Below are 13,921 nucleotides of genomic sequence, written 5' to 3'. Positions count from 1 at the left end.
GTGCCGAGCTCTCCCGCCCGCCCCTAGCGGAGCGTCAGCGTGGCGACGGCTCCGCCGTTCACCGCGTTCGCGAACTCCAGCCGTGCGCCCAGGACCTCCGCCTGGCCGGCGGCGATGGTCAGGCCGAGGCCGTGCCCCTTCGCGCCACCCTCGGTGCGGAACCGCTGCGGGCCGTGCTCGACGAGGTAGTCCGGATAGCCGTCCCCGTGGTCCCGCACGGTCACCACCGGGCCGTCGACGGTCAGGGACACGGGCGCGCGCCCGTGCTTGTGCGCGTTCGCGACCAGGTTGCCCAGCACCCGCTCCAGGCGCCGCCGGTCCGTCTCCACCCGGGCGTCCCTGCGGACGACGACCGAGGTGTCGGTGCCGGACGCGCGGACCACCCGGGCCGCCAGCGCGCCCAGTTCCTCCGCGTCGAGTTCCAGCCGTTCCCGGCCGGTGTCCAGCCGCGAGATCTCCAGCAGGTCCTCGGTGAGCGTGCGCAGCGCGGCCACCCGGTCCTGCACCAGCTCCGTCGGCCGCCCCGGCGGCAGCAGCTCGGCCGCCGCGTGCAGCCCGGTCAGCGGGGTGCGCAGCTCGTGCGCCACGTCCGCGGTGAACCGCTGCTCGCTCAGCAGCTTGCCCTGGAGCGAGGCCGCCATGGAGTCCAGCGCGGCGGCGACCGCGGCCACCTCGTCCTGGGGGTGCGTCGGATCCTTGGTCCGGGGATCGTCGACGCGCGCGTCCAGGTCGCCCGCGCTGATCCGCCGGGCCACCTGCGCCGTGGCGTGCAGCCGCCGGGTCACCCGGGTCACCGAGAACGCGCCCACCAGCAGCGTCACCCCGATCGCCAGGCCCGAGGACCACAGGATCGCCCGGTCGAGCCCGGCGATCGTCCGGGACTGCTGCGCGTAGTCGACCTGGACGGCCAGCGCCCGGTTCCGGTCCGCGGGACCCGCCGCCCACATCGTGGGATGCCCGCGCAGGTCGGAGACCATCGTGCCGCGCTTTCCGGCCACCGCCAGCGCCCGCAGCGCCCTCGGCAGCCCCGGCGGATCGACGCCGGTGCCCGGCAGCAGCGTGTCCCCGGCCTCGTACGCCTTCGTCGCGTCCGCCAGCCGCGACAGCGCGAGCCTGCGGGCCTGGCCGACGGTCTGGTTGGTGACCGACACGTGCACGAGCACGCCGAGCATCGCGGCGAGCGCGCAGCACATCACGGTGATGAAGACGGCGGCCTTCACGGCGAGCGTGCCGGCCCACTGGGGGAGCCCGAGCCGCGTCATGGGGTGGCCGAGGGGGAGGCGGGGGAGGGGGTCGCGGAGGGCGCCGCCGACGGATTCGACGGCCGTACGCGCTTGCCGATGTGCAGCATCTCGTCGTGCGTGAGCAGCATGACCCGCTGATCGGGGTCCCAGGTCCACTGGAAGCGGTACTCGTAGTCAGACAGGTCGGACGGCGCGTGGATGATCACGGAGCGCCCGGCCAGCTCGACCCCGCTGACGGCGTCGTTGTTGGACATCACCTGGATCACCCGTCCGCCCTGGACGGTGTAGACGCGCACCGCCGTCTGGTTGCCGGGCAGCAGCCGGAAGCCCAGCGTGAGGTCGGGGCGGCCGTCGCCGGTGATGTCGCGGTAGTACGGCTTGAGCAGCGGGCACCTGGCATCCGCCGGCTCCTTGCCGCAGTAGGCCATCCGGCGCACGGTCTGGCGGTACGGCGCCTTCGAGCCGGCATAGTCGTCCGGGTGCTGGGCGATCTCCGCCCGCACGAGCACCGCCGGGTCCAGCCTGCGCAGGTCGCCGCCGGGGGCCGTCACGCCCTTCATGGTCTCGGCGTCGCCGTTGTCGTACTTCCAGGCCGGGCTGGCCGCGGGCGTCAGACTCGGCCACAGCTTGGCCGGGCTGGTCGCGGTCGGGGCCTGCCCCGCGCCCTTCAGTTCTCCCGCGTCGCCGCAGCCCGCCGCCAGGGCGCCGAGAACGGCGACGGCGAGCGCGGTGCGTGCGGCGCGGAAGCGGAGCACTGTTCTCCTGTGGCTGGGAACGATCGGTGACCCGGTCCACCCTATTCGTCCGGCGAAACGATTACCTCGCTACTCGGCCAGCTCCTCCAGCAGCCGGGCCGTCGGCAGGCCCGCCCGCAGATACTCCACGAACAGGTCGTTGTGCAGCGCCCACGGCGAGCGACGGGACCGGATCAGCCGGATCGCCTGCTCGGCGGAGTGCCCGCGGTGCACCAGGGCGTGCGCGATCACCAGCCCCGACCGGTTGTAGCCGTGGTAACAGCGGACGAGGACCTTGCGGCCCTCGTCCAGTGCCTCGCTCGCGGCCTGTGCCAGACGCATCACGCCCGCGAGCTGCGTGCCGTCCAGCGGCCCGTCCGGGATCGCCCAGACATGGTGCTCCACCCCGGGGTCGGGCCCGTGTCCGGGCAGTCTCAGCAGGGTCTGCACGAGATCGAACTCGTCCCGCACGACCGCGAACTCCAGATCGCCCGTGCGGTTCCTGAACTGGTGCCCGCCCATCCACAGACCGGGCACTATCTCGCTCCATGGACTGTCCGGAGCCGGTACGTCGGGCTGCTTCCTGCGGGTACGCAACAACGCCTCCCCAAGTCCCCCTCCCAACTCCTCCCAAAGGTAGCCGTCTTCTTGCCTGGGGAGCACCCCGCCTGTTCCCATGGTCAGGGGTGATGGCGCAATGACCGGACTGCGAGTCATACCGTCCTGGCGGCACGGCCAGGAGCGGCTCTACGTTTGCCACACGGACGGGCGGAACATCGCCTGGTACGACCGCGAGGCCGCGCGGGTCAACCTGCTCAGCGAGGGCGAGGAGGACGGCGTGCTCAAAGCGCTGGGCCCCTTCCTCACCGGCCCGGTGACGGTCGGCCCGCCGCCGGTGCCGACCCCGGCCGAGCTGGCCCGGCTCTCCCTCCACCCGGACGACGACCTGGCGCCCAACCGGCCCGGCGAGGCGCTGCTGGTCGCCCTGGACCGGGAACCGGGCCCGGCGCACCGGCTGCGCCCGGACCCGCGCCGCAAGGCGCTCGCGGCGCAGCAGGCGGTCGGCGAGGCCCTGGACGCCCTGGACGGCGCCGGCTGGCACGTGCTGCACTCGGTGCCGCTGCCGGGTGGCGACCACATCCACCATCTGGCGATCGGCCCCGGCGGCCTCTACGCGGTCCACACGCTGTACGCCCGCAAGCAGCGGGTGACGGTCGCGAACCCGATGGTCACGCTGGGCCGCCGCGAGCCGGAGCCGCTGCTGCGCCGCGTCCGCGCCGACGCGGACCGCGCGTCCTACGCGTTGACGGCCGAGGTCCACCCGGTCCTGGCCCTCACGGAACCCGCCGAGGTCTCGGTCCCGGCCCCGCTCCGCGAGGTCCGCGTCCTCCGAGACACGGACCTCCCGGGCCTGACCCGCCTCGGCGGCGTCCTGAAACCGGCAGACGTGGAGGCCCTCCACGCGATGGCCCGGGACCGGAGGACCTGGCGGCGGGTCTAAGGGTGTGGGGGTGACCCGGGTGGGTTTGGCCCGCGTCGGTCTGAGCTGCGTGGGTGCTGAGCCGCATCGGTCCGAGCCGCCTTGCGGCCGATCCACGCGGGGCTGAGCCGCAGGCGCTGGCTCGCGCTGGTCTGAGCCGTGCGGGGCGGGGTCGTGGCGGGCTGATTCGCCGGGTCAGGGAATGGCGCCTGCGTCGTCCGTGTCGAGCAGGGGGGACAGCAGGTCGCCGTAGTCCTGTACGCGGGGGGCGATGTCCGGGGCCTGGAAGGTGAGTTGTGTTGGGGTCGCGCACTCCTCGACCTCGCTCCAGGTCACCGGTGCGGAGACGGTGGGTTCGCTCCGGGCGCGCAGGGTGTAGGGCGTGGCCGTGGTCTTGCGGGCCGCGTTCTGGCTCCAGTCGACGAACACCTTGCCGGGCCGCAGGCTGCGCGTCATCCGGTGCAGGACGAGATGGGGCAGGGCGCGCTCCGCCTCCACTGCGAGACTCTTGGCGTACTCGCTGACCTGCTCGGACGGCGTCGGCCGCACGGCCGCGAGCAGATGCAGCCCCTTGGAGCCGGAGGTCTTGGCGTAGGCCTGGATCCCGTCGGCCGCGAGGCGCTCGCGCAGCCAGAGGGCGACCCGGCAGCAGTCGACGACGTCGGCGGGTGCGCCGGGGTCCAGGTCGAAGACGATCCGGTCGGCGACCCCCGGGTCCCCGACGACCCACTGGTGGGTGTGGAACTCCGTGACGAGGTTGGCCGCCCACATCAGGCTCGGCAGATCCTGTACGAGCACCATCCGCGCCGGCCCCTCCGAACGCGGCACCTCGGCGGTGGTGACCCAGTCGGGCGTACCCGGCGGAACGTTCTTGGTGAAGAAGACCTGGCCGTCCGGCCCGTCGGGGTACCGCAGGAACGAAACCGGCCGATCCCGCAGGTGCGGCAGGAGGACCTCGGCGGTGGTGGCGTAGTAGTGCAGCAGCTCACCCTTGGTGAATCCGGTGGCGGGATACAGCACCTTCTCCAGGTTGCTGAGCGCGAGGCGCCTCCCCTCCACCTCCGTGATCGGCGTCATACGATGAGAATCTCACGCAAATCGCCAAGGATGGTGTAAACCGACCGAAAGGGTGCTGCACGTGCGATCCATATGGAACGGCGCCATCTCGTTCGGCCTGGTCAGCATCCCGATCAAGCTCGTGAACGCCACCGAGAACCACTCCATCTCCTTCCGCCAGATCCATGTGGAGGACGGCGGCCGCATCCGCTACCGCAAGTTCTGCGAGCTGGAGGAGAAGGAGGTGAGCGGGGCGGAGATCGGCAAGGGGTACGAGGACGCGGACGGCACGATCATCCCGATCACGGACGAGGACCTGTCCCATCTGCCGCTGCCCACCGCCCGGACGATCGAGATCGTGGCCTTCGTGCCGGCGGACCGCATCGACCCGCTCCAGATGGACGCGGCGTACTACCTCGCGGCGGGGGGCGCGCCTGCGGCCAAGCCGTACATCCTGCTGCGGGAGGCGCTCAAGCGCAGCAACAAGGTGGCCATCGCGAAGTTCGCCCTGCGGGGCAAGGAGCGCCTGGGCATGCTGCGCGTGGTCGGCGACGCCATCGCCATGCACGGCCTGCTGTGGCCGGACGAGGTACGCACCCCCGAGGGCGTCGCCCCCGAGACGGACGTCGGCGTCAACGACAAGGAACTCGACCTCGCGGACGCCCTGATGGACACCCTGGGCGAGATCGACCTCGAGGAACTCCACGACGAGTACCGCGAGGCCCTGGAGGAGGTCGTGGCGGCGAAGGCCGCCGGCGAGGCGCCGCCGGAGTCGCCCGAACCGGCCAAGGGCGGCAAGGTCCTCGACCTCATGGCGGCGCTGGAGAACAGCGTCAAGGCGGCGAAGGAGTCCCGCGGCGAATCCGCCGCGAAGGAGGCCGAGGTCAGACGCCTCCCACAGAAGACGGCGAAGAAGTCGGCGGCGAAGAAGACCGCGGCGAAGAAGACGACGGCGAAGTCCGCCCGGACCACGAAGAAGACGGCCGCGAAGAAAACGACGGCGAAGAAGACGACGGCCAAGAAATCAACATCACGCAAGCGCTCGGCCTGACAACCGAGTTCACGTGCGTCGGCGGCGGACGAGCAGCCGGAGCCACCTTTCCGGCGGTCCGGCAGCGCCGCCCTCAGGTTGTTCCCCCGCCCCCCTCATCCCCCCGAAACGCCCCCAGAATCCTCTCCGCCGCCAGCGTCGCCGTCAGTTCGCCGTTTCTGACCTGGTGTTCGAGGGTCGGGGTCAGGGCGCGTACGGAGGGGGCGTTGTGGAGGCGCTCGAGGAGTTCGTCGTGGACCATGGTCCAGGTCCAGTCGACCTGCTGGTCGCGGCGCTTGGCGGTGAGGCGGCCCGTGGTGTCGAGGAGGGTGCGGTGCTGCTCGACGCGGTCCCAGACGGTGTCGAGGCCGGTCGACTCGCGCGCGCTGCAGTGCAGGACCGGTGGAGTCCACGCCGCGTCCTTGCCGTGCATCAGCCGCAGCGCGCCCGCCAACTCCCGCGCGGCGGCCCGGGCATCGCGCTCGTGCGGTCCGTCCGCCTTGTTCACGGCGATCACGTCGGCCAGTTCCAGGACACCCTTCTTGATGCCCTGCAACTGATCACCCGTGCGCGCCAGCGTCAACAGCAGGAAGGTGTCGACCATGTTGGCGACCGCGGTCTCCGACTGCCCGACACCGACCGTCTCCACCAGGACCACGTCGTAGCCGGCCGCCTCCATCACGACGATCGACTCGCGCGTCGCCTTGGCCACCCCGCCGAGCGTCCCGGCGGTGGGGGAGGGGCGGATGAAGGCCGCGGGGTCCACGGCCAGGCGTTCCATCCTCGTCTTGTCGCCGAGGATGGAGCCGCCGGTGCGGGTGGAGGACGGGTCCACGGCCAGGACCGCGACCCGGTGCCCGAGCCCCGTCAGCATCGTGCCGAACGCGTCGATGAAGGTCGACTTCCCGACCCCCGGCACCCCGCTGACACCGATCCGCCGCGCCTTCCCGCTGTACGGCAGCAGCTCGGTCAGCAACTGCTGCGCCAGCGCCCGGTGTTGGGGCCGGGTGGACTCGACGAGCGTGATGGCGCGCGCGACGATCGCCCGCTTCCCGTCGAGCACACCCTTCACATACGCGTCGAGTTCGATCACAGCTCGTGCCCGAGTCCGTCCGCCAGCCGCCGTACGAGATCGTGGGCCGCGTCCGGGATCACCGTCCCGGGCGGGAAGACGGCCGCCGCGCCCATCTCCAGCAGCGTGGGCACGTCCTGCGGTGGGATCACCCCGCCCACCACGATCATGATGTCCTCGCGCCCCTCCTCGGCGAGTGCGTCGCGCAGCGCCGGCACCAGCGTGAGATGCCCGGCGGCCAGCGACGACACCCCGACGATGTGCACGTCCGCCTCGACGGCCTGCCGCGCCACCTCACCGGGCGTCTGGAACAGCGGGCCGACGTCCACGTCGAAGCCGAGGTCGGCGAAGGCGGTGGCGATCACCTTCTGGCCGCGGTCGTGGCCGTCCTGGCCCATCTTGGCGACCAGGATGCGCGGACGGCGCCCCTCGGCCTCCTCGAAGGCGGAGACCAGGGCTCGGGTACGGTCCACGGACGGCGACTCCCCGGCTTCGTTGCGGTACACGCCCGTGATGGTACGGATCTGGCTCGCATGCCGGCCGTACACCTTCTCGAGCGCGTCCGAGATCTCCCCGACGGTGGCCTTGGCGCGGGCGGCGTTCACCGCCAGCTCCAGCAGGTTGCCCTGGCCGTCGGCGGCCCGCGTCAGCGCGTCCAGCGCGTCCCGGCACGCCGTCTCGTCCCGCTCCGCCCGCAGCCGCCGCAGCTTCTCGATCTGCTGCGCCCGTACGGAGGAGTTGTCGACCTTGAGCACCTCGATCTGCTCGTCGCTGTCGACGCGATACTTGTTGACGCCGATGACCGGCTGCCGCCCGGAGTCGATCCGCGCCTGGGTGCGGGCCGCGGCCTCCTCGATGCGCAGCTTGGGGATGCCGGCGTCGATCGCCTTGGCCATGCCGCCCGCCTGCTCGACCTCCTGGATGTGCTGCCAGGCCTTGCGCGCGAGGTCGTACGTCAGCTTCTCCACGTAGGCGCTGCCGCCCCACGGGTCGATGACCCGCGTCGTGCCCGACTCCTGCTGGATCAGCAGCTGCGTGTTGCGCGCGATCCGGGCGGAGAAGTCGGTGGGCAGCGCGAGCGCCTCGTCGAGGGCGTTGGTGTGCAGCGACTGCGTGTGGCCCTGGGTGGCCGCCATCGCCTCGACACACGTCCGCGTGACGTTGTTGAACACGTCCTGCGCGGTCAGCGACCAGCCCGAGGTCTGCGAATGGGTGCGCAGCGAAAGGGACTTGGTGTTCTTCGGGTCGAACTGCTTCACCAGCTTCGCCCACAGCAGCCGCGCCGCCCGCAGCTTGGCGACCTCCATGAAGAAGTTCATGCCGATCGCCCAGAAGAACGACAGCCGCGGCGCGAACGCGTCCACGTCCAGGCCGGCTTCACGGCCCGCGCGGATGTACTCCACCCCGTCCGCGAGCGTGTACGCCAGCTCCAGGTCGGCCGTCGCACCGGCCTCCTGGATGTGATATCCGGAGATGGAGATGGAGTTGTAGCGCGGCATCCGCTGCGAGGTGAAGGCGAAGATGTCGGAGATGATCCGCATCGACGGCTTCGGCGGGTAGATGTAGGTGTTGCGGACCATGAACTCCTTGAGGATGTCGTTCTGGATGGTCCCGGCCAGCTTCTCGGGCGGTACGCCCTGTTCCTCGGCTGCCACGATGTAGAGCGCGAGCACCGGCAGCACGGCGCCGTTCATCGTCATCGACACGGTCATCCGGTCCAGCGGGATGCCGTCGAAGAGCTGGCGCATGTCGTAGATCGAGTCGATGGCGACGCCCGCCATGCCGACGTCGCCCGTCACCCGCGGGTGGTCGCTGTCGTAACCCCGGTGCGTGGGCAGGTCGAAGGCGACCGACAGACCCTTCTGACCGGCCGCCAGATTGCGCCGGTAGAAGGCGTTGGACTCCTCGGCCGTCGAGAAGCCCGCGTACTGCCGGATGGTCCACGGCTGGTTGACGTACATCGTCGGGTACGGCCCGCGCAGATACGGCGCCATGCCCGGGTACGTGCCGAGGAAGTCCAGGCCCTCCAGGTCACGCCCGGTGTACAGCGGCTTGACCGCGATGCCCTCGGGCGTCTCCCACAGCGGCTCCTCGCCGCCCGTGGCCTGCTTGACGGCCGCGTGCCACTCGTCCACGCCGCCGCCGGCGGCAGCCGGGGTCCCCAGCTCGATCCCGGAGAAGTCGGGGATGGAAGGGACGGACATCAGGACACTCCCATGCGGTCGAGGGCGGCGGACAGCACGGCGACGGCGTCGCAGCCCGCGAAGACGTAACTGTCGACATCGGCGTACGCCCCGGGCCGGCCCGCGAGGAACACGTGCCCGGCGCCCGCCGACCGGAACCCGGCGGCCACGGCCGCGGCCTGCTCCTCGTACAGCGCGTCGCTGGAGCACAGGCAGACCTCGGTGGCGCCGCTCTCCTCGAACGTGCCCTCCGCCACGGCCTCGATGCCGCCGGCCTGGAAGAGGTTCGAGGCGAAGGTGAGGCGCGCGGTGTGCGCGGCGGCCGGGCCGAGCGCCGCCAGGAAGATCCGCGGCCGGGACCCGGTGGCGGCGAGATGGGCGTCGGACCGGGCGCGCAGCGCCTCGTACGCCTCGTCGCGGCGCACCCGCGGAAGACCGCCCGACCGCGGTTCGGGAGCGGGCTCCCGTACGACGGCCTGCTCGGCGAGGAACGGGAACTCGCTGACTCCGGTGACCGGTTCGCGCCGCTTGGCGAGCTTGCCGGTACGGGCCTGCCAGGTCTCGGCCAGGTCCCGCTCGATCTGCCCGGAACGCAACGCGGCGGCCTGGCCGCCCGCCTGCTCGATCCGCTGGAAGAACTCCCAGCCGGCGTGGGCGAGTTCGTCCGTCAGCCGCTCCACGTACCAGGAGCCGCCCGCCGGGTCGATCACCCGGGCCAGGTGCGACTCCTCGATGAGGATCGTCGACGTGTTGCGGGCGATGCGCCGCGCGAACGCGTCGGGCAGCCCCAGCGCGTCGTCGAAGGGCAGCACGGTCACCGCGTCGGCGCCGCCGACGCCGGCGGCCAGCGTGGCGATCGTCGTCCGCAGCATGTTCACCCAGGGGTCGCGGCGGGTCATCATCACCGGCGAGGTGACGGCGTGCTGCACCTGCGCACTCGGCGCCCCGCACACCTCGGTCACCCGCGCCCACAGCCGGCGCGCGGCGCGCAGCTTGGCGATGGTCAGGAACTGGTCCGCGGTGGCGGCGTAGCGGAACTCCAGCTGGGCGGCGGCCTGTTCGGCGCTCAGCCCGGCCGCGGTCAGCTCACGCAGACAGGCGACGGCGGTCGCCAGTGAGCAGCCGAGCTCCTGCGCGGCGGAGCCGCCGGCCTCGTGGTAGGGCAGCGCGTCCACGGTCAGGGCGCGGAGCCCCGGGTGCCGCTCGGAGCAGAGCCGCGCGAGCGGGACGACGTCGGCGAACGCGTAGCCCTTCCCGGTGCGGGCCTCGTGGCCGAGCGGATCGGCACCGAGGGTGCCGCGCACGGCGTCCGCGGGGACACCGCGCTCCTCGTAGATCCGCAGCAACTCCAGTGCGGCGGAAGGGGTTTCACTCCCCGCGTCGAGAGCGACCGGGGCGAGATCGAGATAGACGCCGTCGAGGACCCGCCCGAGCTCCGACACCGGGATGCCGCCCTCGCCGAGGACCAGCCAGAGCGAGGTGACCCCGTTCTCCAGGTCCGCGAGCACGAGACCGTCGGAGGCCGTCGTGTGCCGCTGCCGCAGGTCCCAGCCACCGGCGGTGCCGCCCTCGGGGCGACCGCCGCGCACGTACGGGGCGAACCCGGGCAGACCGGCATCGGGCGCGGCGTCGCGCGCGGTGTAGAGGGGACGGGTACGCAACCCGTCCTCCAGGGCAGTGGACAGAGCATCTTCCGCGGCCGTACCCGAGACGTCCTTGCCCGACTTGCGCAGCACACCCGCCACCAGGTGCTGCCACTGCTCGTGGGTTGCGTCAGGGAACTCGGCGGCCAGCGAGAGCCCGTCGTCAGGCAGGACCGTCATGCTCGGATGCTAGGCCAGAGCGCTAAAGGAGCAGCAGAGGGAAGGGCTGTGACCTTGTTCTCCTGCGGGTTGTGACCTGGGTCTCCGGGGCCTTCGAGGCAGGTGGCGGGGGCCGGCCCGGCGGGGTGGCGGCCGCCGGGCCGGAGGCCGTGACGGTCGCCTGGCCCGGAGCCGTGGCGGCCGCCGGAGGCCCGGGCCTGAGGCGGCCGTCCGTTGCGGGACCGGCTCAGAACAGGCCCTTGTACCCCTGCCAGCCGGTGGCGATCTTCGTACGGCTGCCGAAGGAGCCCTTGCCGTTGCCTGCGTTGCGCCAGAGCGTGCCGGAGGTGTCGCGGGAGACCAGGTCGGCCCGGCCGTCGCCGGTGATGTCGCCCACCCCCACGATCACGTTGTACGACGCGCCCCAGTCGGCGAACACCTTGACCCGGGCCCGGAACGTGCCGCTCCCGGTGCCGTCGTAGCGCCACAGCTCGTTCGACCTGTCCTGCGCCAGCAGGTCGCCGTGACCGTCGCCGTTGAGGTCGCCCGCCCCCACGACCTTCTTGTACGTCCACTTGGAGGCGATCTTCACCCTGGTGGCGAGCTTGCCCGTGCTGGTCGCCTTGTAGAGGTAGACGTCACCGGTCGAGGACTGACGGGCGACCAGGTCGGCCCGGCCGTCACCGCTGACGTCGCCGGGCGAGGTCAGCACGTCGTACTGGTTCCAGCCCGTGCCCAGCGAGGTGTACGCCGTGGACGGCGTCACCGCCGCCGTGCACGCGGGCCGGTACGCGCGCAGCGCACCGCTGGTGAACCGCACGAGCACGTCGTTGCACCGGTCGCCGCTCAGGTCGCCGAACGGCACCGCCTTCACCGTCGTCGGCCACCCGGAGCCGGTTCGCTTCCCGGTGAACGTGCCCTGCCCCGTCCCGTACTGGTACGTCAGCCCGCCCGAGCCGTTGAGCGTCAGCAGCTCGCCGAAGCCGTCCGAGCCGACGAAGTCGCGCGGGGCCGCAGCGGCTCCGGTGACCTTCACCGAGCCCGTCCGCGCCAGCGCCGCGCCCTCACCGTCCGCCGGCGTGACGGTCAGCTTCCAGGTGTAGGCGCCGTTGGGCACCAGCCGGCCGGAGTCGTCCTTGCCGTTCCAGGCCGGGCTCACCACCCCGCGGGCCAGGCCGCCGTAGAGCGTGCGCACGGTCGTACCGGCCCTGTTCGCGAGCACGAGCTTCCAGGAGGCGGCGGGCTTGTTCAGCCACCACTTCGGGCTCCACGGCGCGGCGCCGCCCTTGACGTCGGCCGAGGCGGCGACGGTGGCGTCACGCTGGGCGAGCGCGGAGACGGGGACACCGCTGGAGGTCAGCCGGATGCTGTTGTCGGAGCGGAGCTGGGCGATCACGCCGGTGTACGGGTCGACGTCCCAGGCGTTCCCCTCGAACGCCCCGGCGGTGTGCGCCACGGGCGTCCCGCCGCGCACGTCGATCACCTTCAGCTGCCCGGCCTCCGACGTCGCGACGAAGCCGTCGCCGAGCCGCGCCTGATTCCAGTCGGAGCCCGATACGAGCGTCAGGTTCCGACCGGTGGCGGTGTCGTAGACGCCCAGGCCCTCCGAGCCCATCACGCAGTTCCACAGCAGCCAACGGCCCACCGCCTGGAAGTCGTTGAGCAGGCAGCCACGCCCGAACCACACCGGCTCGCCCTCCCGCCCGGTCGGCAGGTCGACGGGGACCACGGTGTCGTTGCCGGACATCACCCACAGGGTGGTGCCCCAGATCGCCCGCACGGACGCGGTCGTCGTGTAGACCGTGAGCCCGGTGTCGAGGTCGACGACCCGCGTCTCCGCCTTGCCGGCACTGTCGTACGGCCGGGTCAGGGCGGCGAAGCGGCCGCCCGCGGCGGACGCCGTCTGGTAGGTGCGGGAGCTGTCGATCCGGGTGCCGGGCAGCGACCGGTCGGCGGCGAGGAGCTGTGGCTGCTGGCCGGCGCTCGTGCCGTAGCCGGAGACGACCGTCCGCCCGTCACCGGTGTCGAGGAACCGCGGGCGGCCCTCCGGGTAGTTCTCCATCGGGACCCGACCGCGGGTGGTGCGGGCCCCCGCCGTGGGCGAGTCGGCAACGCCGATCTCCCGCGTGTGGAGATACGACCAGTCACCCACGGGGTCCTGCTCGACGGTGGTCAACCGGCCCTGTCGGAGCGTCAGTTGGGAGACAGTGTGGGTGGTGCGCGTGGGGTACGCGTCGGCGATCCGCCGCACGGTCACCCCGCCGTCCTCCTTGGCCTCGACGAGCGAGACGCCCCAGTGCTCGGTGTCGGCGCCGCCCGGCACCAGGAGCCCGCCGTCCGGGGTCGGCATGGCCCGCACCGACGTCCGGGCCATCAGCGTCCGCGGCGCGGAGCCGTCGAGCGGGACCGCCTCCACCCGCGAGACCGCGCGGGCGACCTCGCGGCTGCCGAGGGAGGAGTCGTAGCGGGCCACGATCACGGTGTCACCGACCATGCCCATCACCTGCTGGATGTCGCCGACCGGCACGGTGCGCACGGGGGCGTCCGGGTGCTGCCGGGAGGCGACGTGCAGGACACCGTCGTAGCACCACACCAGGTGGGTGGCGCTGAGCGCGATCATGTCGTACCACGGCAGCGTGCCGTACGGCAGAGCGGTGAAGTGCGCCTGAGCGGTGTCGAGCCACCCGGTCACCTCGTCGTCGCCCTTGCGGTACTGCACCACCTGCCCGTCCGCGTCGCCGAGCCCGGCGGGGGCCTCCAGGTAGACACCGGAGGGAACACCGTCCACCGTGCGGTCGGAGACGGAGCCGTCGTCCCGCACCTCCAGCACGTGCCACACGCCGTCGCCCGGGGGGCCCGTCATCGTGACGACCCTCGACCCGAGGGTGCTGAAGTACAGCTGCCCGTCGGGAAGTTCAAGATGACGCACCTGACCGGACGTCATGTCCCGCAGCGTCACGGTCCTGCCGGAGCTGTCGTACTGGGCGACGACATCCGAGCCCGCACCGGAACTCGTGACCGCGTACGCGCCCGATCCCGCCGCGTCGACGACGGTGTCGACACCGTCGTACGTCGTCCACAGCTGCCCCCGTCCCTCCTCGTAGCGGAGGAACCCCGAGGGCCCCGCACTCAGCAGCGTCGTCCGAGGAACCATGGCGGTGGTGGCCGGCACGACCACCTCACCGGCGACGGTCTCCCCTTGCGCACTCCCGACCATCAGCGAACCGAGACCGAGCGCGCACGTGAGGGAAACGGCGGCAACACCTCGAACGAGCACACGTCTGCCCATACAGAACCTCTCCAGGACGGTAGTAGAGCCC

Annotated in this window: 10 protein-coding genes; 2 read left to right on the top strand and 8 right to left on the bottom strand. The window is 72.0% G+C overall.

Features of this window, described 5'->3' with window-relative positions; translation table 11 throughout:
• Positions 1-23 precede the first annotated feature (23 nt).
• The 3 genes from ACFU97_RS33460 to ACFU97_RS33450 all read right to left on the bottom strand — a co-directional run bounded on the left by ACFU97_RS33460 (position 24) and on the right by ACFU97_RS33450 (position 2,575).
• Positions 24-1,262: an ATP-binding protein gene (locus ACFU97_RS33460; RefSeq protein ID WP_384264208.1), complete on the bottom strand. Its 1,239-nt coding sequence runs from the start codon at positions 1,260-1,262 to the stop codon at positions 24-26.
• A complete protein-coding gene (locus ACFU97_RS33455; protein WP_384264207.1) occupies positions 1,259-1,999 on the bottom strand; it encodes a hypothetical protein in 741 nt (246 codons plus the stop codon). Before ACFU97_RS33455 ends, ACFU97_RS33460 begins: the two co-directional genes overlap by 4 nt.
• A gap of 69 nt (positions 2,000-2,068) precedes the next feature.
• Positions 2,069-2,575, bottom strand: a complete 507-nt coding sequence (locus ACFU97_RS33450) for a dual specificity protein phosphatase family protein (protein ID WP_384264206.1) — start codon at positions 2,573-2,575, stop codon at positions 2,069-2,071.
• 100 nt (positions 2,576-2,675) lie between these two features.
• Here ACFU97_RS33450 and ACFU97_RS33445 point away from each other — a divergent pair, with 100 nt between their 5' ends.
• Positions 2,676-3,479 (top strand): nuclease-related domain-containing protein, encoded by an 804-nt coding sequence (locus ACFU97_RS33445; RefSeq protein WP_384264204.1) that lies wholly within the window; start codon positions 2,676-2,678, stop codon positions 3,477-3,479.
• A 174-nt stretch (positions 3,480-3,653) separates the two neighbouring features.
• Here ACFU97_RS33445 and ligD read toward each other — a convergent pair whose 3' ends face one another.
• The gene (gene ligD, locus ACFU97_RS33440; protein WP_384264202.1) at positions 3,654-4,535 is read right to left on the bottom strand and encodes a non-homologous end-joining DNA ligase; all 882 of its coding nucleotides are present in this window, start codon (positions 4,533-4,535) and stop codon (positions 3,654-3,656) included.
• A 52-nt stretch (positions 4,536-4,587) separates the two neighbouring features.
• Here ligD and ACFU97_RS33435 point away from each other — a divergent pair, with 52 nt between their 5' ends.
• Positions 4,588-5,565, top strand: coding sequence for a Ku protein (locus ACFU97_RS33435; RefSeq protein ID WP_384264201.1), 978 nt, complete (start codon positions 4,588-4,590; stop codon positions 5,563-5,565).
• A gap of 73 nt (positions 5,566-5,638) precedes the next feature.
• On the opposite strand, the gene meaB is transcribed toward ACFU97_RS33435, so the two are convergent.
• From meaB to ACFU97_RS33415, 4 genes are all read right to left on the bottom strand, one after another.
• On the bottom strand, positions 5,639-6,637 hold the full coding sequence (gene meaB, locus ACFU97_RS33430; protein ID WP_384264199.1) for a methylmalonyl Co-A mutase-associated GTPase MeaB: 999 nt from the start codon (positions 6,635-6,637) through the stop codon (positions 5,639-5,641).
• Complete coding sequence (gene scpA, locus ACFU97_RS33425; protein WP_384264198.1) at positions 6,634-8,820, bottom strand: methylmalonyl-CoA mutase; 2,187 nt, start codon at positions 8,818-8,820, stop codon at positions 6,634-6,636. The genes meaB and scpA overlap by 4 nt, the downstream gene beginning before the upstream one ends.
• Positions 8,820-10,622, bottom strand: coding sequence for a methylmalonyl-CoA mutase family protein (locus ACFU97_RS33420; protein ID WP_384264197.1), 1,803 nt, complete (start codon positions 10,620-10,622; stop codon positions 8,820-8,822). The genes scpA and ACFU97_RS33420 overlap by 1 nt, the downstream gene beginning before the upstream one ends.
• Positions 10,623-10,848: 226 nt before the next feature.
• Positions 10,849-13,818 carry an FG-GAP-like repeat-containing protein gene (locus ACFU97_RS33415; protein ID WP_384264196.1) on the bottom strand — a complete coding sequence of 990 codons (2,970 nt, stop codon included), beginning with the start codon at positions 13,816-13,818 and terminating at the stop codon, positions 10,849-10,851.
• Between the last annotated feature and the right edge of the window lie 103 nt (positions 13,819-13,921).

Origin of the sequence: Streptomyces sp. NPDC057616, assembly GCF_042800575.1 — a bacterium.
In the GTDB taxonomy this organism is placed as follows: domain Bacteria; phylum Actinomycetota; class Actinomycetes; order Streptomycetales; family Streptomycetaceae; genus Streptomyces.
Note: the sequence above shows the minus strand (reverse complement) of the source record. Positions and strands in the feature narration are given on the sequence as shown.

Excerpts from the sequence above, each read along its gene's own strand:
- ACFU97_RS33445 (WP_384264204.1), top strand. The coding sequence starts at position 2,676 with ATGACCGGACTGCGAGTCATACCGTCCTGGCGGCACGGCCAGGAGCGG.
- ACFU97_RS33460 (WP_384264208.1), bottom strand. The coding sequence starts at position 1,262 with ATGACGCGGCTCGGGCTCCCCCAGTGGGCCGGCACGCTCGCCGTGAAG.
- scpA (WP_384264198.1), bottom strand. The coding sequence starts at position 8,820 with ATGTCCGTCCCTTCCATCCCCGACTTCTCCGGGATCGAGCTGGGGACC.
- ACFU97_RS33415 (WP_384264196.1), bottom strand. The coding sequence starts at position 13,818 with ATGGTCGGGAGTGCGCAAGGGGAGACCGTCGCCGGTGAGGTGGTCGTG.
- ACFU97_RS33420 (WP_384264197.1), bottom strand. The coding sequence starts at position 10,622 with ATGACGGTCCTGCCTGACGACGGGCTCTCGCTGGCCGCCGAGTTCCCT.
- ligD (WP_384264202.1), bottom strand. The coding sequence starts at position 4,535 with ATGACGCCGATCACGGAGGTGGAGGGGAGGCGCCTCGCGCTCAGCAAC.